Annotated in this window: 19 protein-coding genes, 3 tRNA genes and 1 pseudogene; 13 read left to right on the forward strand and 10 right to left on the reverse strand. The window is 40.1% G+C overall.

Annotation, left to right across the window (positions count from 1 at the left end; genetic code table 11):
- Positions 1 to 165 precede the first annotated feature (165 nt).
- From C7391_RS04525 to C7391_RS04545, 6 genes are all read left to right on the forward strand, one after another.
- On the forward strand, positions 166 to 423 hold the full coding sequence (locus tag C7391_RS04525) for a PRC-barrel domain-containing protein (RefSeq protein ID WP_133517371.1): 258 nt from the start codon (positions 166 to 168) through the stop codon (positions 421 to 423).
- A 152-nt stretch (positions 424 to 575) separates the two neighbouring features.
- Complete coding sequence (locus C7391_RS04530; RefSeq protein ID WP_133517372.1) at positions 576 to 1,229, forward strand: ADP-ribosyltransferase; 654 nt, start codon at positions 576 to 578, stop codon at positions 1,227 to 1,229.
- Between the two features lie 61 nt (positions 1,230 to 1,290).
- Positions 1,291 to 1,443, forward strand: a complete 153-nt coding sequence (locus C7391_RS08285) for a hypothetical protein (RefSeq protein WP_166627405.1) — start codon at positions 1,291 to 1,293, stop codon at positions 1,441 to 1,443.
- 226 nt (positions 1,444 to 1,669) lie between these two features.
- Entirely contained in the window at positions 1,670 to 1,900 is a 231-nt protein-coding gene (locus C7391_RS04535) for a hypothetical protein (protein WP_166627406.1), read from the forward strand.
- Positions 1,901 to 2,049: 149 nt separating this feature from the next.
- Complete coding sequence (locus tag C7391_RS04540; RefSeq protein ID WP_133517374.1) at positions 2,050 to 2,475, forward strand: flavodoxin; 426 nt, start codon at positions 2,050 to 2,052, stop codon at positions 2,473 to 2,475.
- A 216-nt stretch (positions 2,476 to 2,691) separates the two neighbouring features.
- Positions 2,692 to 3,654 (forward strand): tyrosine--tRNA ligase, encoded by a 963-nt coding sequence (locus C7391_RS04545; protein WP_133517375.1) that lies wholly within the window; start codon positions 2,692 to 2,694, stop codon positions 3,652 to 3,654.
- Between the two features lie 98 nt (positions 3,655 to 3,752).
- On the opposite strand, the gene C7391_RS04550 is transcribed toward C7391_RS04545, so the two are convergent.
- Positions 3,753 to 4,121, reverse strand: coding sequence for a hypothetical protein (locus C7391_RS04550; protein ID WP_133517376.1), 369 nt, complete (start codon positions 4,119 to 4,121; stop codon positions 3,753 to 3,755).
- Between the two features lie 203 nt (positions 4,122 to 4,324).
- Positions 4,325 to 4,456: a hypothetical protein gene (locus tag C7391_RS08580; protein WP_279526728.1), complete on the reverse strand. Its 132-nt coding sequence runs from the start codon at positions 4,454 to 4,456 to the stop codon at positions 4,325 to 4,327.
- 255 nt (positions 4,457 to 4,711) lie between these two features.
- On the opposite strand from C7391_RS08580, the gene C7391_RS04560 reads away from it, so the two are divergent.
- From C7391_RS04560 to nrdD, 4 genes are all read left to right on the forward strand, one after another.
- Complete coding sequence (locus C7391_RS04560) at positions 4,712 to 5,884, forward strand: hypothetical protein (protein ID WP_133517377.1); 1,173 nt, start codon at positions 4,712 to 4,714, stop codon at positions 5,882 to 5,884.
- A 60-nt stretch (positions 5,885 to 5,944) separates the two neighbouring features.
- Complete coding sequence (gene twy1, locus C7391_RS04565; RefSeq protein ID WP_133517378.1) at positions 5,945 to 6,949, forward strand: 4-demethylwyosine synthase TYW1; 1,005 nt, start codon at positions 5,945 to 5,947, stop codon at positions 6,947 to 6,949.
- Positions 6,950 to 7,546: 597 nt separating this feature from the next.
- Positions 7,547 to 7,801 (forward strand): glutaredoxin family protein, encoded by a 255-nt coding sequence (locus tag C7391_RS04570; RefSeq protein ID WP_133517379.1) that lies wholly within the window; start codon positions 7,547 to 7,549, stop codon positions 7,799 to 7,801.
- Positions 7,802 to 8,004: 203 nt separating this feature from the next.
- Complete coding sequence (gene nrdD, locus C7391_RS04575; protein ID WP_133517380.1) at positions 8,005 to 10,320, forward strand: anaerobic ribonucleoside-triphosphate reductase; 2,316 nt, start codon at positions 8,005 to 8,007, stop codon at positions 10,318 to 10,320.
- A 194-nt stretch (positions 10,321 to 10,514) separates the two neighbouring features.
- On the opposite strand, the gene C7391_RS04580 is transcribed toward nrdD, so the two are convergent.
- Positions 10,515 to 11,273, reverse strand: coding sequence for an anaerobic ribonucleoside-triphosphate reductase activating protein (locus C7391_RS04580; protein WP_133517381.1), 759 nt, complete (start codon positions 11,271 to 11,273; stop codon positions 10,515 to 10,517).
- Between the two features lie 583 nt (positions 11,274 to 11,856).
- Here C7391_RS04580 and C7391_RS04585 point away from each other — a divergent pair.
- Positions 11,857 to 12,207 carry a UPF0058 family protein gene (locus tag C7391_RS04585; RefSeq protein ID WP_133517382.1) on the forward strand — a complete coding sequence of 117 codons (351 nt, stop codon included), beginning with the start codon at positions 11,857 to 11,859 and terminating at the stop codon, positions 12,205 to 12,207.
- A gap of 4 nt (positions 12,208 to 12,211) precedes the next feature.
- On the opposite strand, the gene hisC is transcribed toward C7391_RS04585, so the two are convergent.
- From hisC to C7391_RS04600, 3 genes and pseudogenes are all read right to left on the reverse strand, one after another.
- Entirely contained in the window at positions 12,212 to 13,336 is a 1,125-nt protein-coding gene (gene hisC / locus C7391_RS04590; protein WP_133517383.1) for a histidinol-phosphate transaminase, read from the reverse strand.
- Between the two features lie 31 nt (positions 13,337 to 13,367).
- A pseudogene (locus C7391_RS04595) lies at positions 13,368 to 14,537 on the reverse strand (acetylornithine/succinylornithine family transaminase).
- 60 nt (positions 14,538 to 14,597) lie between these two features.
- Complete coding sequence (locus tag C7391_RS04600; RefSeq protein ID WP_133517384.1) at positions 14,598 to 15,179, reverse strand: flavin reductase family protein; 582 nt, start codon at positions 15,177 to 15,179, stop codon at positions 14,598 to 14,600.
- Between the two features lie 228 nt (positions 15,180 to 15,407).
- Here C7391_RS04600 and C7391_RS04605 point away from each other — a divergent pair.
- Positions 15,408 to 15,479: transfer RNA gene (locus tag C7391_RS04605), tRNA-Thr, on the forward strand.
- A gap of 1,400 nt (positions 15,480 to 16,879) precedes the next feature.
- Here C7391_RS04605 and C7391_RS04610 read toward each other — a convergent pair.
- The 4 genes from C7391_RS04610 to lpdD all read right to left on the reverse strand — a co-directional run bounded on the left by C7391_RS04610 (position 16,880) and on the right by lpdD (position 18,169).
- Positions 16,880 to 16,954, reverse strand: a tRNA-Pro gene (locus tag C7391_RS04610).
- Positions 16,955 to 17,019: 65 nt separating this feature from the next.
- A tRNA-Pro gene (locus tag C7391_RS04615) sits at positions 17,020 to 17,094 on the reverse strand.
- 146 nt (positions 17,095 to 17,240) lie between these two features.
- Positions 17,241 to 17,798 carry a UbiX family flavin prenyltransferase gene (locus tag C7391_RS04620; protein WP_133517385.1) on the reverse strand — a complete coding sequence of 186 codons (558 nt, stop codon included), beginning with the start codon at positions 17,796 to 17,798 and terminating at the stop codon, positions 17,241 to 17,243.
- Positions 17,799 to 17,821: 23 nt separating this feature from the next.
- Positions 17,822 to 18,169: a prenylated flavin chaperone LpdD gene (lpdD, locus tag C7391_RS04625; protein ID WP_133517386.1), complete on the reverse strand. Its 348-nt coding sequence runs from the start codon at positions 18,167 to 18,169 to the stop codon at positions 17,822 to 17,824.
- A 121-nt stretch (positions 18,170 to 18,290) separates the two neighbouring features.
- Between lpdD and C7391_RS04630 the strand changes: the two genes are divergently transcribed.
- On the forward strand, positions 18,291 to 19,133 hold the full coding sequence (locus C7391_RS04630) for a TatD family hydrolase (RefSeq protein WP_133517387.1): 843 nt from the start codon (positions 18,291 to 18,293) through the stop codon (positions 19,131 to 19,133).
- The last annotated feature ends 441 nt before the right edge of the window (positions 19,134 to 19,574 follow it).

Raw genomic sequence — 19,574 nt, forward strand, 5'->3', positions numbered from 1 at the left:
GGCTGAGATTCGATTTCGGATATTTAAAACAAAATTCAGAAAAGAGGTTTGTTCGTCAAAAGATATAAAAGCGAACAAATAATTTATATTGTATTCCCATATTATACTTTATCATTCATTCACATTTCTTTAATTATTTCACACATTATTCAAAGGCGAGAAAATATGCGTACTGAACTGACTTCACTTTTCGGACTTGACATCTATACCGTCAACGGTATTTATGTCGGCAAAGTCGTTGATTTAATCATTGATGTCGAAAGCCAATCCGTTTCCGGAATCGTTGCAAATTATATTAATACCGACGTTTTTGACGTCGCAGGCGATGGTATTATCATCCCGTACCGCTGGGTTGTCACCGCAGCAGACATTGTTTTAATTCGCGACGTGATTCGCAGATTCCAAAAGAAAGGCGACGACTGAGTTCGTTTCCTTTTTTATTCTATTCATTTTTCTTTTAGTGTTCTTAGTTCTGATTTAGTCTTTTTTTGTTTGACGTTTTTTATCTTATTGATAATGTTTTCGTTTTCAGTTTTTTCGATTTCTTTAATTCGTTTTCGAATTATGAGAATTTTATGACAGAATCAGGTTTTCTTTATCCAAATCTTTTTTATGATTCGTTTCCAAATTATATTGCAGAAGAATCTGCCGAATATATTGTATTAAAGTCTTGTTATTCCAGAAACGATTTAACCGATGAAGAAAAAATTTCAATCGGTCATTATCAGGATATTCATTCTTATAATATCCAAAAAAACAATTGGAGTATTGAAATTCCTCCAAATTGGAAAAATAAATCTTATTGCTATATTATGAATTCATGTTGCAGGTATGATGGTTTTTTAGAATCTCTGGGTGATTGCGATCAAAAATTGGTATGCACCGACATTTCTAATATTGATTCCGCTATCTCTAAAAGCCGTTTTCCTTCTTTCGGATTTGCTTTTCGGGGCCTGGATAATTTAAATTGGCTTCCTTTTGACCTTTCAACTCAATCTCCTGTTCAATCTTCTTCCAAATTGTCTTTTACTGAAAATGCATATGGAAGTTTCAGCTTGCGGGCGGAAAATGCTTTGAGTTATACAAATCCGGATCATCCGATTCTTCTTCAATTGTATTTAACGCCTGAAATGCCTGCTCTTTTTATTGATAATGCAGAATATGAGATCTTGCGTCCGCGTGGCATTTCTTATATCTTTTCAAAATGCAAGTTCGGGAAATGGAAATAAAAACGGATTTATACAGGGACGTAGAAGTTTATACCATCAAAGAATTCAGTGAGTGATTTTTGTGTATTCTGAACCGTTTAATGCCATGTTCCAAATTAAGGGTTATGTTAAGCTTTCTTCTGAAGAATTGAAAGAGCTTGAAACCATTAATGAATTGGCAGAAAAAGATTGGGAAGAACGCATGAAACGAGCTAAAGCGGGTTTGCCGTTTTAACTCTTTTCCTATTTTCCTCTTTCTCGCTTCTCTTTTGACCTCTTCTTATTTCCGTTTTTTCTTTTCTTTATAATCTTTTGCATTTTGAAAAAATCAATTCGTTTAACCTCTCCTCTTCTTTTTCAAGGGTATGAATAATGCAATACCTTCTGAACTTGAAAAGTTTAAAGAGCTGTTATCTGATATTGGGAATTCCGAAATTATGGTTATTTTGGTGCCGAATAAAATGACCGGCCGTGCTGATTGTCATATTTTTACATCCCGATTTCTCTCGTTTGTTCCGGATTCGGAAATCCATAAAATTGTCGAAAAAGCAATGGATGACACATTGGATGATGTACGTTCTCATTATTTCCGAACGCATCCGGATCCGATGAACGGATATGCGGTTTTAAGAATTCAAGTGAGTGATGAAATGATGAATTATTTCATGTCTCGTAAATTGAAATGCGAGTAATTTGTTTTCCTTTTCATTTTCGCCATTTTTATTTTTGTCACTTCCATTTTCGCCTTATATAATATATTTCGCCTCAACGAAAATATTTATATTTAGTGAAATCTTTCTCTTGCTGAAGCTTACTTCTTAAAAAAGGAGGATTTTACTTTATGAAAATGTGCATTATTTATTGGAGCGGCACCGGTAACACGGAAGCTATGGCCAATTTGATCTGTGAAGGCGCGGTTTCTGCCGGCGCCGACGTAACGCTTAAAGAAGTTTCATCTGCATCTGTCAGCGATATACAAGCAGCTGATATCGCAATCTTCGGCTGCCCGTCGATGGGTGATGAAATTTTGGAAGAAGATGAATTCGAACCTTTCATGAAATCCGTGACGGATACATTGGGCGGTAAAAAAATCGGTCTCTTCGGCTCTTACGACTGGGGGGACGGCGAATGGATGCGCACTTGGGAATCCGATGTCAAAAAAGCGGGTGCTGTTTTGTTAAAAGACGGGCTGATTGTCAATTTAACACCGGCCGGCACGGATATTGATAAATGCCGCGAATTCGGCAAAGATATCGCCGGCATGTAATTTTTCCTTTCCTTTCAAAACCCTCTCGCGTCACACAATAGTGTGACGCATCCTCTCTTTCTTTTATTTTAATGATTGCTGTTATCAATAACAGAATGATTTATATCTTTAAAAGGCACTCATGTAAAACTCAGAGTTGATTCTTTTATTTTCAACTAAAACAGTGCCCCAAAGGAAGCGGCATTGAATTGCTAATTTATTCAACGGAGTTTTTTGATGACCCCTGAAGAGAAGATCGAACGAATTAAATACAACGTGGACGAAGTCGTCACGGACGAAGAACTGACTGAATTGATCAAAAGCAACCCTGCGCCTAAGGTCTATGTCGGTTATGAGCCCAGCGGACGAATTCATATGGGACACGTTCTGACGGTCAACAAATTGTTGGACTGCCAGAAAGCCGGCTGTGAAGTGATTGTTTTACTTGCGGACGTCCACGCTTATCTCAACAAGAAAGGCACTTTTGAGGAAGTCCGTAAAATCGCGGACTATAACAAGCGCTGCTTTATCGCGCTCGGTTTGAGCGAAGAAAACACAAAATTCGTTTTGGGCTCCGATTATCAGCTGGGTGAAGAATATATGCTCAACGTTTTGAAGATGGCAAAAACCGTCACCTTGAACCGTGCCACCCGCAGTATGGATGAGGTCGGCCGCGCCATGGACAATCCGATGGTTTCTCAACTCGTCTACCCGATTATGCAGGCAATTGACATCGCGCTTTTGGACGTTGACATCGCTGTCGGCGGAACGGACCAGCGCAAAATTCACATGCTTGCCCGCGAGCACCTCAAAGAACTCGGCTTCAAGACGCCGGTCTGCATTCACACGCCGATTATTTCCGGATTCGATGGCAATAAAATGTCTTCTTCAAACGACAATTTCATTTCCGTTGACGACACCGCCGAAGATGTCGCTAACAAGATCAAAAAAGCCTACTGCAAGCAGGGCGACCTTGAACAAAATCCGATCATGGAACTTTTCAAATACCACATTTATCCGCGCTACGAATCAATTACAATTGAGAAGCCGGAAAAATTCGGCGGCAACGTGACATTCAATTCGTATCAGGAATTGGAAACCGCATTCGCCGAAGAAAAAGTTCACCCAATGGACTTGAAATCCGCCTGCGTCAAATATCTTAATGAAATTTTGGACCCGGTTCGCGCGGTTTTATTGTAATTTTATTTTTAATTTACTTTAATTTACAACGGAGTTTTCTCCGTTCATTTTCTTTTTTGTTTTTTCAAATTTGTCTTTTGTTTTTTTGCTTTGTTTTTTTAAAACCGCCCTCTCGTTTTCATTTTGGTTTTAAAATCAGTCTTTCGGTTTTGTTCTTTTTTTAAAAATTTGTGCGGCTCGCGCGTGGGCGACGGCAGCAAGCGGTGACGACAGCAGTAAGCGGTGACGGTGACAGGCAGCGATGGTGGCAGCACAATGCAAACGGCAAGGTGACCGCGCTTTCCGTTCGCGCAAGCGAACGGGTGTAATAAAAAGGAGCAGGTATATGCAGCAGCGACAGTCGGTGCCGGCACCAAAACTGAAACTGCAACACAAGCTGAAACAAAAACAGCAATGTCAGCTGAAACAGTCATAGAAATTAAATCAGCGTTTCCATCCGCATCATCTTCTTCTTTGAGCAGCCGCAAATTCCGATTTCGCTCTTCGTTTTGCTCAGATCGAAATTCGGAATTAGCGGTCGTACTTGGAGTTTTAATATTTACAAAATCCGAAACATCTTTTTCTTTAATTTTATGAAAACCGAACGCCGATAAAATCTTAAATTTCATATTTTTTTTGATTTTTGGCGGCGTTCGGATTTTTGAATTTTATCAAAATCGATGTTTCGGTTTTATTTTTTATATTTATATTTTTGTTTTTGTTTTGTTTGTTTTGTTTGTTTTGTTTGTTTTGTTTGTTTTGTTTGTTTTGTTTGTTTTGTTTGTTTTGTTTGTTTTTTATTTGATGTTTTGTCGTTTTTCATTTCGTCAGAAATTTTTCAAATTATTTTCATTTTCTTTTATTCTTATTTATCAAAACGGAATCTGTCGGGGCGTTGTCATGAGTTTGTGTGACATTCTTGATTCGTCATTTATTTCTTCATGTCACGAAAATATTAAAAAGAAAACGGCAATAATTACAGTTATATTCTTGAAGTGAGTAAATAGAAACTCATACATCATTCATTTTATCGGCATTGATATCATTATTACATTTATCGACAATTCAAAGGTGCATTATGCTTTACACTTATCAAGACGGAACGGAACTCCCGATTCAGAGGGACTTCATTCAAGATTTGAAAAACTATGTGGAATGTCTTGAAAAAATTCTGCCGCTTGAAAACCAAATCATGGAACTCAAAGATTTGGAAAAAGACCAGGGCGCTTTATTTGAACGAAAAGTTGCCATTTTAAGCAGCTTTAAAGAAAATTTAATCCATTCAATGCCTTCCAATTTAGATGCTGACGACGCTTCTCTTTTAGCACCGTGCGTCACTGAAATTCTCTCAGTCTGCGACAAATTCATCCGCAAAACGCATGAAGATTACGAATCTGAAATTTTCGTCATGAAAAGAGATTCCGGCGCGCAGATCAAATCCAAAGAACTCGAAATCATAAAAATCTTAAACCCGTTTTTGATTTCAAGCGTTTACGGCGCTAAGCGCGTTTACGACATTTCTTATCACGAAGTTCTCGGCGGAACGCTTTATTGCTATTCTTCCGGCCTTCAATTCAATTACAAATTAAATTTCTCCGACGAGCGGCTGACCGTTCAGCGTCTGCTCGGCGACTTCTCCCTGCCGGTCATGGCAACAACAGGGCTGTTTACAAAAGAGCACAAGCCCCGCGTTCTCAGCCTGGCGGAATTTGTTGTTCTTTCCATCCAATATGATGATTTATACAATTTCTCATTGGAATTGGAAAACAAAAAGAAAATTATCCGCATCGTTCGCAAGAACGGCAACTTCTCTATCTATGATGAAGGCCGTGACATCACAGCCGACACGGATTTAGCAGCTTTGGTCGAAGATGCCGCGCTTCAGCGCATCCCGAAAAACATTGTTGAATATATCCGCAAGAACGTCTCTTCATTCGAATTGACAGAAATTCTAATCGACGATGACGACGCGATTGCCAACAATCTCATCTTTGACTGCATGAAAATCATCGCGACACAATACGGTTCCATTGTCGCAGAATGCATTCGCAGAAGCCCGATTAAATCTGAAATTTCCATCAAAGTGCAGCTTGAAGACGGCACCCGTACTGAAAAATACATTTCCAAAGATGAATTGTATTCCTCACTCGCCAACATCGGCGGTGACGGGTTGGAAATTGCCAGTTTGATCGGCGCAGATGCAATCGAGGAAGAAAAACCGAGCGGCAACAACCGGTATTTCATTGTCTGATTTTTATTATTTTTGTTATTTTTATTTTTGTTTACTTTTATTTTTTAACAGGGTCAAAAAATGGATGAAACGAATGCAAACAACATCAAAAAGAAGACGGAATCTCCGTCGGATGAACGCATTCGGTTCAGCTATTCTCTTGAAGATATTTCCATGGACGAGCTGATGGCACGCCAAGGCTACGCGAAAGCAGGCGCGCATTCCGCCGTTAAAACCTGCGCCTGGCTCAAAAATTCCATGAACGGCACAGGCGTTTGCTACAAATCTTCTTTTTACGGCGTGACATCTCATCGCTGTCTTCAAATGACACCGACACTGATGTGCAACCAGGAATGCATTTTCTGCTGGCGCCCGACTGAAGTTCAGGCTGTTTCTCCGGGCGAATGGGATCTTCCCGATAAAATCGTTGAAGAAAGCATTCAAGCCCAGCGAAAACTGATTACGGGGTTCGGCGGGTCTCCAAATGCCGTTCCCGGTCATTACGACGAAGCGCGCAATCCGTCAAATGTCGCAATTTCACTCTCGGGCGAGCCGACTTTTTATCCTTATTTGCCTGAACTCATCACGGCTTATGAATCCAAAGGGATGACGGTTTTTCTGGTGACCAACGGCACGCAGCCGGAAATGCTTCGAAAAATCCGGCCGACCCAGCTTTATATGAGCTTGGATGCGTCAACGCCTGAACTGTATAATGAAGTCTGTCGGCCGAAAAGCCCGCATCTGTGGGAAAAAGTGGTTGAATCATTGGATGTTCTCAAAGAAAAGAAGGCGCAAGGCGTCAGAACCGCCATTCGGATTACGGCAGTTAAAGGGTTGAACATGGCAGATGAAACCGGATTTGCGGCACTGATTCAAAAAGCGGAACCCGATTTTATTGAAGTGAAATCATATATGCATGTCGGTTTTTCCAGGCTGCGCCTTACACGCGCCAACATGGCCGAGCAAAATGAAATTTTGGAATTTGCACGAAAAATAGGCGATCTTGCCGGATATCAATATGCCGGCGAATCCGAACCGAGTCGGGTTGTGGTGCTGACAAAGAACGGCGAATTATCAAATGTTTGATTTTCTTATTTTTTAATTTTTAATCTGTTTTTTTAATTTTTTCCTCTTTTAATTTTATCTGTTTTTAATTTTTGTTTTTCTATTTCTTTTTTCTAATTTCTTATTTCAATTTCATTTTTTGCCTTAATTATTTTTCATTTTTTATTTTGATTTTTCATCTGATTATTCGAATTTTTCTTTTCAATTCAATCATAATTATAAACCAAATTGTGAATTTAAATTTTTTATAAAATATTAATAATTATTCTTATTTAGATTTAATATGCAATAAAGCCCGTCACATCTATTTTACCAAGTATGTTACCAAACTATAATCTACTCGGTATATAAAAGAACACTTTCTTTTGAATACAAAGACTTTGAGGATACTGTATTCGTTTTTAAGGTTTGTATTCAAAGGTGGTGGTAAAAAGCTTATTAAATAACAAAACAGTTATTAACGTTTCACCAAAGTTTCCGATTATTTAATTGTCGGAATTTAATAAATTAACTTTCATAAATGTTTTTGAATCGCCGGTTGGTAACGAAAACAAAAAACAAAGACACATTTTGTTTGTTGTCTTTTTTATTTAACAAAACATAATACAGGTGAAAGGTTTGTCAAAAGTTATCATTTATACAACGGAAGTCTGCCCGAAATGCAAAATATTAAAGGGCTTTTTCCAATCCCAAAACGTCACATATGAAGAAATGGACATGGGTACGCCCGCAGCGTTGACGGAACTCGCAGTCAACAACATTTTTACAAATGTCGCTCCGGTTCTTCAAATTGATGATAAATTCCTCACATATAAGGAAATCTTTGAAGGAACCGCCGTCAAAGAAGAACAAATCATGACATTGATTGCGTAAATGAACGCATTCATCTGCCACACACGCAGTTTGTGATTAACCCCTCACAGACTGCTCCTAAAACGCCATCTATCCCTAAAAACGGACACGGAAATCTTCACACATTTCTGTTCCGATTACTTTCACAGAACTTACGACTGACTTATCAATTATCAACTTATCATCAATTTCAAAAACTATTAACACACACGGTGAAATGACTTATGTCAACAGATCTCAGCAAAAACACAGAAGGAAAAGATGTTCGCCAAGTCCAAAAAACACTTGACGGCGGTACCGTTCCGGCAATGCCCAAAGTCAGAACGACCAACGGTTACATGATGGATTGGAACCGCAACGAAATTGTCCGCCAATTAATGAAAGAAACGCCGCTCGCAGAACGTTTCTATGGCGTTCCCGGAATCATGAAAGAAGAGGCCACCGAGATTGCCAAAGAAGCTGAGGGACGCATCCGCAAAATGGGCGTAGACTTCCTTTCCGGTCCGCTCGTCCGTGAAATTGTAAACTGCATTCTCTTAGAACACAACCATCCCGAATGGCGTAACGTCATGACAAGAGTCGGCGCATCCGTGTACGATGCCTGTGAAATTGACACCGGTCTCGGATTCGAATCTCACGACAACGCCAACCAATTGGACAATGCGGAAACCTCCCACAAAAAGAAAGCCGACAAGATGTCTAAAGAACAGAATCTTCTCTTAATGCCCGGCAATTTAGCCGACCTTCACTTAAACGGCGATTTCCACATTCACGACTTGGAATACTTCGGAACGCGCCCGTTCTGTCAGGACTGGGATCTCAGATATTTCTTCTACTACGGTTTAATGCCTGACGGCGTCGGCGTCCAGTCCAGCGTTGCAGGCCCTGCCATGAACGCGGAAGTCGCAATTCTCCATGCCGTTAAAGTCATGGGATCCGCCCAGACAAACTTTGCCGGCGGTCAGGGTTTCTACAATTTCCTTGCTTTCCTTGCGCCTTATTTCGTTGACAAAACCGACAAGGAGCTTGAACAGCTCATGCAGATGTTCGTTTATGAAATGATGCAGATGATGTGCGCCCGCGGCGGCCAGACGGTTTTCTCATCCGTTCAGCTTTCTCCGGGCATTCCGAAACTTTGGAAAGACAAACCTGTTGTCGCGATGGGTAAAGTTTGGGACGGCACAAACGGCACCAAGAAATGGACATACGGCGAACTCGAAAAGGAAGTCCGTAAGGGATTCCGCGCTTTGATGGTTGTCATGCTCAAAGGCGACGCATGGGGTAAACCGTTTTCTTTCCCGAAACCCGAAATTTCCATCGAACCCGATTTTATGGAAGAAGATGAGGCATTTAACGCCGCCAACCCTGATGTTTTGTCTTACAAAGAACTCTACCGTCTCACTTTTGAATTGGCTGCCAAGTTCGGAACACCCTACTTTGACAACCAGATTCCGGAATACCGCGGCGCAGGTGAAGGCATCAGCTGTTATCAGTGCTGTGCTTACCAGTTCTCCGCCAACCCCGAAGACGACGATGAATTCGATGAGAAGCTTTACTTCAAAGACGGCAAACACTTCTCGATGGGCTCTTGGATGGTTATGTCCTTGAACTGCCCGCGTGCCGCTTACAAGGCGGAACACGACGACCAAAAACTGATTGATGAGCTCAAATATCTCATGAACAAATCCGTTGAAGTTTTCCGCGTGAAAAAGAAATGGATGGACCACCTTTTGGAATGCAACAGAATTCCGTTTGCGGCAATGACACCCAAGGATCCGAACACCGGTGAAAAAGGTGCTGTCGCCGTTGACTTTGATGCACTCGTTTACACAATCGGCGTGATCGGTATCAATGAAATGGTTCAATACCACACCGGCAAATCCATGTATGAATCCCAAGATTCTTTCAAGTTCGGCATTCGTGTCATGTATGAAATGAAAATGCACGCTCAGAAATTGTCTCAGGAAAACGGCATTGAAATCGCGCTTGCCAGAACGCCTGCCGAAACCACCGCTCAGAGATTCGCAGTGTCTGATTTGCTCCACCCTGAGTACGCCGACAAGGCTGAAAACAACATGAACGGTGATGTCGAGCTGACCAAAAAGGAACTCGGAACCACTAAAGACCTTCCGGTTTACTACACCAACGGCACGCACATTCCGCCAGGCGCAGACATTTCCGTGATTGAAAGAATCAATTATGAACAGACTTTCTTCCCGATCGTTGACGGCGGAAACATTCTCCACATCTGGCTCGGCGAAGGAACGCCTGACCCGGACGGGCTTCAGGAAATGGCCATGCACATCGCCAAGAACACACACACCGGTTACTTCGCGTTTACGCGCGACATGACGGTTTGTAAAGACGAAGGCTATGTCGCGTCAGGCATCAAAGAATGCTGTCCGAAATGCGGTTCCAACAACATTGACCACCTGTCCAGAATCACAGGCTATCTCCAGTCCGTTGACGGCTGGAACGCCGGCAAAAGACAGGAGTTGGTGGACAGAACACGCGCCGATCCGAGAAATCTTAAAGTTTAATCAAATTTTGATTGAAAATTTAATCAAAGACTTGATTGAAATTTAATTCAAAATGAATTGAAAGTTTGATTTTCAAACTTTCATTTTTCTTAATCACAAAAAAACGAATTTTGATAAAAACTTAAACACAAAACTGAAAAACGAATTGAAAAGAAGCCACTAAATCTCTTTTCCATTCTTCCTTTTTTATTTTTTTAATTTTTAACAACGCGCCCGTCTTCATCGGTTTGCGTAATCACGGGCGTATTTTTCAAATATTCGAGAGCGGTTTTTGCCAATTCGTTCATTTCTTCCGGTGATAAAAAAGTCATTTTTTGGAAAACGGGGTCATTGGAGTTGCCGCCTTTTCCTTGTTGAAGAACGTATGTCAACTTTGTTTTTTGTCGGATATTTTCATTCATCCATTTTGAAATATCGGCAATTTGTTCTTTTGTACCGACGATTTCGGGGAAAACGGTTGTTTTAATTTCCAATTCTGCCGGGCTTTTATCAATTATTTGAATCGTTTCCTGAATGCGTTCTATGATATTTTCAGCTTGAACGCCGACGGTTTTATTGTATATTTCTTTTTCAAACGGGGCTTTAATGTCAACGAAAAACTTGTCGGCGAGATTTTTTTCAATCAAAAGCGAAACTGTTTCGGGATAATAACCGTTTGTGTGGATGCCGACCAGAAGACCGTTTTCTTTGGAGAACACGGCGATTTCTTCAACGGCATCGCCTTGCATCAACGGCTCGCCGCCCAAAAAAACAACAGAACTGATAAACGGCTTTGATTCCATAATTCTTTTTTTGACAAGATCCAAGTCTGTCGGATTTGATTTTGTCAGCAAATCATAATTGTGACAGTAGCCGCAGCGAAAAGAACATCCGTTCAAAAAGACGACGACAGCGGATTTTCCGTGCCAGTCAACCGTTGAAAGCGGAACGACGCCGCCGACATTTGCATTCATGAGGATGAATAGGAAACGGAATTATTTGAATGTATCAGATTTATGAATGTATCAAATTGGATTTCGAAAAACAGGTAATAAACCATAAACAAGTAACATAAACAAGTAACATAAACAAGTAACAAATCCATAATAAACAAGTAATAACCCCTACAAACAGTAACAAACGAGTAATAAACCCCGTAATGAACCCGCAACAAATCAGTCAATATATCATTTTATTCTCATCTATTTTATATTAGTCTTAAGATTGCCTCAAACCGAAAAATTTTCAGCTTTAATTTTAATAATTTTACAATTGTTTTGCGGATGTTTTACAATTCAAAATTTAAGCGTAATTTTTTGTTCCATTTCTCTTTTTTTGAATGATAAATAAAATTATTTGTTTACAGAGTGCTTTATTCTTTCACCTTTCTGTTATTTGTTTTCATACCTTTCTATATTTTTTAGACTTATTCTATTCGAAAAAATTTAGAAATATATTTATGTAACGAATTAAGAGAGGTTTTTGAGCGTAGGGGAATCATTCCAAACCTTCCATTGGGTTTGATTCAGCAGAACGAAGATTTGCTGTATACTGCAGATGCAGGTTGGAGGTGATTCTATTCAAAAACAAGATCTCATTCGGGTTCATGCAGACTTGGTCAAAATGAAAAATAATTATGAAAAGATGGGTTATCAAAAAGAATTCGACGATTATTATGATTTATACATTACACCGATGCATGTTCATAAGAGCAAAGACGAACATGAAAGAGCCATTTTTATGCTCAGTTCCAAATTATCTTCAATTGTCGCCGAAGAAAATGCTCTTTATCAAACGGCAAAAATCAAGACGCATAGCGATGATAAAATCGAGTTAAGGCTTTCATTGGCCGAAGAATCCGGCGAAGGCATTTTCAAAAATAAAACATTTGGAAGGTATGAAAAATAAATAATTATTTTTCATCACTCAAATATTTAAACGCCTCAATTACTTTTTGATTCATTTCCGGCGTTCCGACGGTAATTCTAACCGTGTTTTTGCCGATATTTTGGAATGAATCACAGCTGCGGATAATAATACCTTTTCTCAAAAACGCGTCAACCGCTTCCTTAGAAGCTTTCGGCGAAACATCCGCGATAATGAAATTGCCTTCGGAAGGATAAGCTTTGTAAGGCGTTTTTTCGATGGCGTCAACCAGCTTTTCGCGTTCCGCCTGAACCATCGCAACGCCCGATTCCAAATATTCTTTGTCATCGATTGCCGCAATCGCAGCGACTTCCGCTAAAATGCTGACGGCAAACGGCGGCAGCACGCGCAACAAACCTGAGACGATTTGCTCAGACGCAATCACATAACCCAAACGCATTCCGGCCAAGCCGAACGCTTTTGAAAATGTTCTTCCGATTACAATATTGTCATATTCTTTAATTAAAGCTGACAAGCTGCCGGCTTTTGAAAATTCGATATAAGCCTCATCAATGAAAATAATTGTCTTGGTTTGCTCTGCCAGTTTTCGAACATCTTCGGCATCAACAACGGTGCCGGTCGGATTGTTCGGTGAACACAGCCAAATGATTTTCGTTTTTTCCGTCACCGCGTCAAGAATCGCGTTCACGTTCAGTGAATAATCGTCATTCAAATTCACATAAACGGGAACGCCGCCGAGACTTGCCGCAGAAATGCCGTAATACGTAAAAGTCGGAACGGGGACGATGACTTCATCCCCTTCGCCGACGAATAATTTGTTTATTCCGTCAATCAAACTGTCCATTCCGGGGCCCGACGCCACGATGTTCTCTGCCGGAAAACCGGTGTATCCGACCAAAGCGGCGCGAAGAGCTGAAGCATCCGCTGTCGGGTAAAGCGAAGCGTTTTCAGCTTCTTTTTGAATCGCTTTCGTCACCTTTTTTGACGGGCCGAGCGGATTTTCATTCGCATTCAATTTAATGACTGTATCCGGATTTAATCCGTATTCGGCAACGATTTGAGAGGTTGTTTTTCCGGGAACGTATTCGGGAACGTTTAAAACGGAATCTTTGAGCAAAGAAGCGTAAACTTCTTTTGATTTTTGAGCCATAATTTTCTCCGTATGTTACGGGGTGTTGGTTTTACGGTTTTTGAATGGATTCAATCACTTCAACCACGCGGTCCACTTCTTCTTTTTGAATGGTGAGCGGCGGAAGCAAACGAATCACATTTCCGGCGGTGACGTTTAACAAAACACCTTTTTCAGCGGCGGCATCCATGAAATATCCGCATTCATGATTCAGTTCAATGCCGATCATCAAACCCATGCCGCGAATGCCGACAACATCGTCCCGCTTCATTTGTCCCAATTTCTCAAGGAAATATTGTCCCATTGCTGTTGAATTTTCAAGAAGTTTGTCTTCTTCAATGGTTTCAATAACGGCAAGAGATGCTGCGCAAACCAGCGGACTGCCGCCGAAAGTTGTGCCGTGTTCGCCTTTTTCAAAGGACAAACCGTCGCGAGCCGCGATTGCGCCCATCGGAAGACCGCCGCCGATTGCTTTGGCCATCGTCAAGATATCGGGCTGAACATGATAATGATCTTTGCAGAACCATTTTCCTGTGCGGCCGAATCCGGTTTGAACTTCGTCAAAGATGAGAATCAAATCATTTTTGTCACAGATTTCACGCACTTCTTTGAGGTATTCTTTGTTGGAAATGTGAACGCCGCCTTCTCCTTGAATCGGTTCTAAGATGACACCGGCTGTATCGGCAGTAATCGCTTTTTCAATTGCCGACGCGTCGCCGTATTCCACAAAGGTCGCCGGTTTCACGAGCGGCACAAACGGGTCACGATATTTTATGTTGGCCGTTGCGCCGAGTGAACCGATGGTTCGGCCGTGGAAGGCATTATTTGTTGATATGAAACTGTTTTTCTTGGTGTGCAGTTTCGCTAATTTCATGGCACCGTCATTGGCTTCCGCGCCGGAGTTGCAGAAGAACACTTTGGAGAGTCCCGTAATCTGCACCAATTTTTCGGCAACATTTGCCTGCGGAATGTTGTAATAATAATTCGAAATGTGAATCAGCTATTCTGCTTGTTCTTTGATGGCGTTGATGAGTTTTTGGTTAGAATATCCGGTTGCGTTGACGGCAATTCCCGAAAGGCAGTCGATATATTCTTTTCCGAAAATATCAATTAACGTTGAATTTTTGCCGCCCGTAAAGAGAAGCGGCTTGCGACCGTATGTCGGCATAACGTATTTGTTATCCTTTTCGACAACGGATTTATAAATTGATTCGGGGTCCATGTTTTCCCTCTTATGATTTTTAATTGAATGATTTTAATTGAATATTTTTGATTTTTTTGTTTAGTCTTTATCTTTAATTTCTTTTCCGATTGAGAAGGCTTTGCCAATCTCGTCGCCGACTTTGTAATAATTTCTGTCTGTCGGGGAATAAACAATCGGCTTCAGCTTTTGGATTTCAATGCTGTCTTTGTTGTCCAAAATGTCTTCTTCCGCTTTCACATCTATAATCTGGCCGATCAAAACGAAATGGGTTCCGAGATTCATTCTGTCAGTCAATTTGCATTCCAAATGCATCGGAAATTCCTTAATGTACGGTGCGTTGACTTTTTCTGCGCGAACGGCAGTCAATCCGGCTTTCGCGATTTTATCTTCGTCTCTTCCGGAAGTGATGCCGAAATAATCCGCTTCTTTGGCATATTCTTCTGACGGAATGCAGACCGTGAATTCTCTTTTGGCCAGAATATTTTCATATGTGTATCTGGGCGGCTGAATCGCAACGGCAATGGAAGGCGGATTGGAATTGACAATGCCACCCCAGGCGGCGGTCATAACATTTGCGCGTTCATTTTTGTCATAAGTTGCAATGACCCATGTCGGGGTCGGAAATGCTGCTGTGGACGGGCCGAGAGATTTAAATGCCATATTTTATTCACCTGTGATTGATTTTTAATTATCTGATCTTTTTAATGATTTGAATATTTCAGCATAATACACTCCGGCTTATTAAATTAATGTATCACAAATGAAAAAAGAGCAAATAAAATCAAATAAAATCAAATAAAATCAAATCAGAACAAATAAGCGTAATTAAAAAGAATCTTTAAATATCTTAAAAACCACTTACAAACTCTCTTTTCAATTCAAAAAAGCGCCGTTGTGGCTTAGCGGTATAGCGGCTGATTCGTAATCAGCAGGCCGGGGGTTCAAGTCCCCCCAACGGCTTACCTTTTCATTTTTTTGTTTTTTGAAAAATTAAAGATTTCTCTCTTCTCTTATTGTTTTTCAATTACAAACTAATATTCTTAAATCGCAGAATCCTGATCTGCATTACATTTTCAAACATCTCGTTTTTAAAAATAGGTTTTTAAAATAAAATTTATGGTCGCTCGGCCGGGGTTGAATTTAGCCGAACGACACCCTGTTGTTAACCAAACACTTTTCCGGTTTTTGAGTTAACAATAATGTTTATGATTGAGGGTTATATATGATTTTTGATTGGTAGCAGAATTTTATAGAAAATTAAACATAAAATAAAGATTTTAACTGTTTTTAAATCGAAATCAATTGGCTTCTTATTTTTTTAAAATTAAAATTTGCAGAATAATCTTTAATGACAATTTCATTGACAATTTCATTGAGAATATTATTGAGAATTATTCTGCCGATTTAATGATAATTTAAAATTTGAGTTTTTAAAATTTGAGTTTAATCTTTAAATTTTGGCTTGTTTTTCCCATTCCGTTTTCAGGAACGTTTATATAGTCTGAATTATATTAGTAGTATTATTGTATACGCATTTGTTATTATGATATCTTTTCATAATTTCGAATATGCGTATCCGCATTTTTATAAATGCGAAGGTATCGTAAAAATGAAATGAAAATTTCAAAAAACAATAAAATAAAGCCCAATCGCTCCTCTTCAAAGGAGCTCAAAAAGGTGATAATATGTTTGAAGAAGACTTTTTTGAAGTTGAGGAACTTCAATTTGAAACAAGAAATGATGTCGGTGTCGAAAATCATTCGACATTCGATGTCAGCAAGTACTTCCGGGCGTTAAAATAATGACCGCGAAAAAACAGAAAAAAGCAAATTTCTTGTATTAATTGCATGGCACAATGCGCATCGCGCTTTCAATTGCTGTGCAATAATTTCTTTTTTTATTTTTCTTATTTGTATTCTTTTTAATTTGTATTTTTATCTGTATTCTTTTACAATCAGATTCGTTTTTCAAAATTTTGAAAAAATAAAAAATCAGTCATTCAAAAGCGTTTCATTTAGACGCTCGAATGAATTTGTCAACATCCAGCTCATAAGCTTGATTGGTGTTGATTAATTTTTGCGTTTTTGTATCGATTTCTTCGCTGTCGAAGAATTTTTCATCGAACATTTTTTAATCACCTGTTTTCGTTCAAATTGAACGTGGTGGTTTAAACCTGTCTTTTGTTTCTCAGACATTTTTAAAAACGAATTGGGGTGATATATATCTTCTCTACATATTCTATATACTTTAAAACGATAAAAATCAAAAATCGTCATAAAAAACGCAACGTAAGACGCTGTGAAAATCAGCTGTTAAAATTAGCTGTGAAAATTAGCTGTTAAAATAAGATTTAATTTAAATGGGATAGCGCGGATTTGAACCGCAGTCCGAACGTCCCGAACGTCCGAGGATGGACCAAGCTACCCTACTATCCCATGCTGAAATACAGAATTCGGATTTTTCGGGAATGATAAAAGAATTTGTTGATATTTTAATCTTATGGGATAGCGCGGATTTGAACCGCGGTCCAAGCGTCCCAAACGCTCGAGGATGGACCAAGCTACCCTACTATCCCATGTGGTTTTGTTTGTCCGCCGAAGCAGCGGAACATTAAAACACTTTTTGATTTATATAGATTTTGATTTCCTTGTCGAATCCTGATATTGATTTTTTCATTTTTCAATACTCAGTCTTCTTTTCGATCCTGTTTCCTTTCCGGTTTCAGTCCTCTTTCCAGCGTTTGTAAACATGATTCTCAATGCCTGCCAAATCCAATGCGCGTCCGGCCATGATATTGTACAAATCATCAATCGTTTCCGGGCGGCTGTAAAATCCGGGGCTTGCGGGCATTATCGTGGCGCCCGTTTTTTTTGCGGTGACCATGTTTTCTAAATGAATCAAACTGAGAGGCGTTTCTCTGACCATTAAAATCAGTTTCCGCTCTTCTTTTAAACAGACATCAGCGGCGCGAACAAGCAAGTTGTCGGAAATGCCGTTTGCGACTTGCCCGAGAGTTTTCATACTGCACGGCGCAATAATCATGCCGGCGGTTTTGTAAGATCCGCTGGCAATCGGTGCTGAAAAATCTTTTTCATCCCAAACGAAATCCGCCAGTTTCCGAATCTCTTTCGGATCGTAATTGGTTTCCGTTTGAATAATTTCTTCGGCGGCTTTTGTCATGATCAAATGCGTTTTGATGTCCGTTTCTTTTAAGATTTCAAGCAAACGAATGCCGTAACCTGCTCCGGATGCCCCGCTGATCCCGATAATGAGCTCCATATTTTTCCCCTTTGTTCCTTTGTTTAATCTAAATTTTTCAAACAATTTTGAACCATTTCCGCGCACGTTTTATTGATTTCTTCAATTTCTTCGGCGGAAATATCATCTAAATGAATTCCGGCGGCAAACAAAACGGTTTTTTTCGTTTCTTTGCTGAGCGTTTTTGCGCCGTCAAGCGCGATTTTTTCTTCTTTATGGCCGGGTGCTGAGAGAACGGATGCTGTGATTCGTCCCGTTTCTTTGTCCGGGTAGGCCAAAGCGGCTGCGCCGATGTGCGCTTTTCCGCCGGTCAGCGTTACCAGTAAATCGCTGCCGACTTCTTTTCCTTCCAACAATAGTGTCAGGCGGCCGATGGTTTTAGATGTTTTCATTGAGAATCTCCGTTTTGTAAAATTGTAAAATTATTGATGATAATCTTTTATAAAAATAAAATGAAAAGACAACAATAAATATTTAATTCAATTTGATTGAAAAAATGGAAAAATGATTTTTATGTCTCAACTTCCGATAACGGATAATCACATTCACATTGATATGAAACGCGGCCGCGGGTTAGCGGCAGTTTCTGATTTTCAAAATGCCGGCGGAACGCACATGTTTTTAGTCACGCTTCCGAGCTGTCACCTTGGGGTTTCCGTCAAAAAACCGGAAGATTACAAAATCGTTTTTGATCAAACGATTGAAACCGCCGCCAAAATCAATGAACTCGGCGTTACCGCTTTTCCCGTTTTAGGCATTCATCCGGTGGATATTCTTTATCTTGCCGAAGAAAACGGCATTGATAAAGCCGTTGAAATCATGTGCGGCGGTTTTGATATTGCCGCCTCTTGCGTTCAAAAAGGCGAAGCAATCGCGCTCAAAAGCGGCCGTCCTCATTTTCCCGTCGCGCCTGAAATTCACGATGCTTCCAATCGTGTCATGAGTCACGTTTTTTCACTCGGCAAAGAATTGAAGTGCGCCGTTCAGCTTCATGTTGAAGATATGACGCCTGAAAGCGTCGAAGACATTTCAAAAATTGCCAAGGCGGCAGGCATCAGCACCGAGAAAATTGTCAATCATCACGCGACCCCGCTGGTTTCCGCCGCCGAAAAATTCGGCATCTTCCCAAGCATTCCCGCCGGCAAAGACAACATTGAAATCGCGCTTGAGCAAGGAAATCGTTTTTTAATGGAAACCGATTACGTTGACGACCCCGACAAGCCCGGTTTTGTTCTCGGCCCCAAAACCGTGCCGAAGAAAACGAAAAAACTGATTGAAATTTATGGCGAAGAACCGTTTTGGAGAATTCATCAGGAAATCCCGAGCAAAATCTATGATGTTGAAATTGAACTTTAAAAAACCTTCAATTAAATAAAATAAACCAAACCGAAACATCCGTTTTGATAATATTCGGCAAACCCGAACGCCGCTGAAACTCAAAAAAATATGAATTTTTGAATTTCACCGGCGTTCGCTCTTTTATTAAATTGTGAAAAAACGATGTTTAAGTTTAATCAATAAATGAAAAAAAAAGCAACCGCCTCCAACGACGCGTTTCACGAACGAAGTGAGTGAAAGAAGGAGTTGGAGATTCGTACTCATTCGTTGAATAAACAACAGAATCCGTTTACAACATAGATTAAACTCAGTCGGATTAAATTGTTTTATCAACGCAGAGGAATAAGCCGCAATTCTCAATTTCATTCGCTGTCGCTCACAAAATCTTGAATAGCGGTCGTATGTGAACTTTTCTTCTTTAAATTAAACCCAAACATCGCTTTCATTATCTTTTTTAAA

This window comes from Methanimicrococcus blatticola (assembly GCF_004363215.1).
GTDB classification, from domain to species: domain Archaea; phylum Halobacteriota; class Methanosarcinia; order Methanosarcinales; family Methanosarcinaceae; genus Methanimicrococcus; species Methanimicrococcus blatticola.

Excerpts from the sequence above, each read along its gene's own strand:
- C7391_RS04525 (WP_133517371.1), top strand. The coding sequence starts at position 166 with ATGCGTACTGAACTGACTTCACTTTTCGGACTTGACATCTATACCGTC.
- C7391_RS04530 (WP_133517372.1), top strand. The coding sequence starts at position 576 with ATGACAGAATCAGGTTTTCTTTATCCAAATCTTTTTTATGATTCGTTT.
- C7391_RS04535 (WP_166627406.1), top strand. The coding sequence starts at position 1,670 with ATGACCGGCCGTGCTGATTGTCATATTTTTACATCCCGATTTCTCTCG.
- C7391_RS04540 (WP_133517374.1), top strand. The coding sequence starts at position 2,050 with ATGAAAATGTGCATTATTTATTGGAGCGGCACCGGTAACACGGAAGCT.
- C7391_RS04545 (WP_133517375.1), top strand. The coding sequence starts at position 2,692 with ATGACCCCTGAAGAGAAGATCGAACGAATTAAATACAACGTGGACGAA.
- C7391_RS08580 (WP_279526728.1), bottom strand. The coding sequence starts at position 4,456 with ATGAAAAACGACAAAACATCAAATAAAAAACAAACAAAACAAACAAAA.
- C7391_RS04560 (WP_133517377.1), top strand. The coding sequence starts at position 4,712 with ATGCTTTACACTTATCAAGACGGAACGGAACTCCCGATTCAGAGGGAC.
- twy1 (WP_133517378.1), top strand. The coding sequence starts at position 5,945 with ATGGATGAAACGAATGCAAACAACATCAAAAAGAAGACGGAATCTCCG.
- nrdD (WP_133517380.1), top strand. The coding sequence starts at position 8,005 with ATGTCAACAGATCTCAGCAAAAACACAGAAGGAAAAGATGTTCGCCAA.
- C7391_RS04580 (WP_133517381.1), bottom strand. The coding sequence starts at position 11,273 with ATGAATGCAAATGTCGGCGGCGTCGTTCCGCTTTCAACGGTTGACTGG.
- C7391_RS04585 (WP_133517382.1), top strand. The coding sequence starts at position 11,857 with ATGCAGGTTGGAGGTGATTCTATTCAAAAACAAGATCTCATTCGGGTT.
- hisC (WP_133517383.1), bottom strand. The coding sequence starts at position 13,336 with ATGGCTCAAAAATCAAAAGAAGTTTACGCTTCTTTGCTCAAAGATTCC.
- C7391_RS04600 (WP_133517384.1), bottom strand. The coding sequence starts at position 15,179 with ATGGCATTTAAATCTCTCGGCCCGTCCACAGCAGCATTTCCGACCCCG.
- C7391_RS04620 (WP_133517385.1), bottom strand. The coding sequence starts at position 17,798 with ATGGAGCTCATTATCGGGATCAGCGGGGCATCCGGAGCAGGTTACGGC.
- lpdD (WP_133517386.1), bottom strand. The coding sequence starts at position 18,169 with ATGAAAACATCTAAAACCATCGGCCGCCTGACACTATTGTTGGAAGGA.
- C7391_RS04630 (WP_133517387.1), top strand. The coding sequence starts at position 18,291 with ATGTCTCAACTTCCGATAACGGATAATCACATTCACATTGATATGAAA.